Raw genomic sequence first — 1,951 nt, 5'->3', positions numbered from 1 at the left:
CCCCGCCGCCGCGACCAGCGCCCCGGCCCGCACCACCGCCACGGCGCCGAAGCGCCGCACCCCGAGGTCCCCGACCGTCCGTCCCAGCAGCGTGGTGACCATGTAGACGTTGTACGGGACGGTCGCCGTCTGCTCCGAACTCCCCAGCACGTCCTGGAGGTACTTCGCGCTCCAGTTGGAGACCGTCGAGTCCCCGATGTACGCCACCGTCATCACCAGGCACAGCGGCAGCAGCAGCCTGAAGGCGACGACGGACCCCGTCCCGTCCCCGCGTCCGGCGGCCGTCCCGGAGACCCGGTCCTGCGGCCCGCCCCGGCCCTCTTCCCCCTGCTCCCGGTCCGCGTACCAGCGGCTGCCGATCAGCGCCGCCGGCATCAGCACCAGCACCACCGGCAGATACGACACCCACAGCGCCGACTGCCCGTGCGCACCCACCCACGCGAGCGACGCCCCGGCGATTCCGCCCAGGCTGTAGGCGGCGTGGAAACTCAGCATGATGCTGCGCCGGTACGCCCGTTGGAGGCTCACCCCGAGCATGTTCATCGAGGCGTCCAGCGCCCCCACGGCCAGCCCGAACACGGCCAGTGCCCCGGCCAGTCCGGCCAGATGCTCCCCCGCCCCGACCCCGAGCAGCGCCAGCAGCACGACCGGCTGCGACCACCGCAGCACCCGGCTCGGCGGCACCGTCTTCACCAGTCGCTCCGTCACCACGCTCCCGATACCGGCGAGTACCGGCACCGCCGCGAGGAAGGCGGGCAGCAGCGCGTCGGAGACCCCGTAACGGTCCTGGATGGCCGGGATCCGCGTCACGAGCAGGGCGAAGGCGACTCCCTGCACCAGGAAGGCGAACGCCAGCGAGGCCCTGCTGCGCCGCAGCACATCGGTCATGGCGGCGAGCGTAGGGCCCTGCCGTACCGGTGGGTAGATCCGGCCGAGGACGAATGGCGCCCGGTTCCAACGGAGTTCGGGAGGAGCGGCAGCGGGAGTGGGGTGGCGGAGGAGGCTTCGCGTGAGCCGTTGCGGGAGCCCGGGACCACCGCGGTCGGCCGCGGAGGCGGGTCACTCCGCCCACAGGCCCGGCAACTCCCGCGGATCCGCGAAGAGCCGGGTGGCTCCCGCCAGCTTCTCCGCGGGGGTCATCGCGGTGAACCCGTACACGTCCATCCCCGCCGCCACCGCCGCCCGTACGCCCAGCGGACTGTCCTCGACCACGACGCAGCGCGCCGGAGCGGCCCCCATGCGTTCCGCCGCGTACAGGAACAGGTCCGGCGCAGGCTTGCCCCGCCCCACGTCCTGGGAGCTGAAGATCCGTGCGTCGTCGAACCACCGGTCGAGCCCGGTCGTACGGTGGCCCACCCGGATCCGCTCGTGACTCCCGGACGAGGCCACGCAGTACGGCACCCCGTCGGCCGCCAGCGCCTCCAGCACGTCGGCCGCGCCGGCCACCGGCTTCAGTTCCCGTTCGAACGCGGCGAAGACGCGGGTGTGGAAGACGTCGTCGAAGTCGTCCGGCAGCCGCTGTCCGGTTCGCTCCTCCACCAGGTCGTGCACCCGGTGCAGGGCGGATCCCATGTAGTCACGGATGGAGTCCTCGTACGACGTCGGATGCCCGAGTTCGGTGAGGTAGCCGGCCAGCAGCCGGTTGGAGATGGGTTCACTGTCGACAAGAACACCGTCATTGTCGAAAATAACCAGGTCATAGCGCATGATCTCGACCTTAAACGCGGAAAGCCCCGTGCCGCATGGCACGGGGCTCTCCCCTTCATCACAAATTGTTCGGCGGCGTCCTACTCTCCCACAGGGTCCCCCCTGCAGTACCATCGGCGCTGTAAGGCTTAGCTTCCGGGTTCGGAATGTAACCGGGCGTTTCCCCTACGCTATGACCACCGAAACACTATGAAACATCAACCGCACCATGCAGAACACATGGGGTTGTTCGTGGTTTCAGAAC

2 protein-coding genes and 1 rRNA gene are annotated in these 1,951 nt (G+C 69.9%); all 3 read right to left on the bottom strand.

Annotation, left to right across the window (positions count from 1 at the left end):
- Positions 1-888 (bottom strand): MFS transporter (locus AOK18_RS26585; RefSeq protein WP_099048947.1); only part of this gene is annotated, 888 nt, incomplete at its 3' end.
- 171 nt (positions 889-1,059) lie between these two features.
- Entirely contained in the window at positions 1,060-1,707 is a 648-nt protein-coding gene (locus AOK18_RS26580; RefSeq protein ID WP_055695983.1) for an HAD family hydrolase, read from the bottom strand.
- 67 nt (positions 1,708-1,774) lie between these two features.
- A 5S ribosomal RNA gene (rrf, locus tag AOK18_RS26575) occupies positions 1,775-1,891 on the bottom strand.
- Positions 1,892-1,951 lie beyond the last annotated feature (60 nt).

The organism is Streptomyces prasinopilosus (assembly GCF_001419695.1).
Taxonomy (GTDB): Bacteria; Actinomycetota; Actinomycetes; order Streptomycetales; family Streptomycetaceae; genus Streptomyces; species Streptomyces prasinopilosus.
The sequence above is the reverse complement of the archived record's forward strand: the minus strand, read 5'-3'. Positions and strand labels throughout refer to the sequence as shown.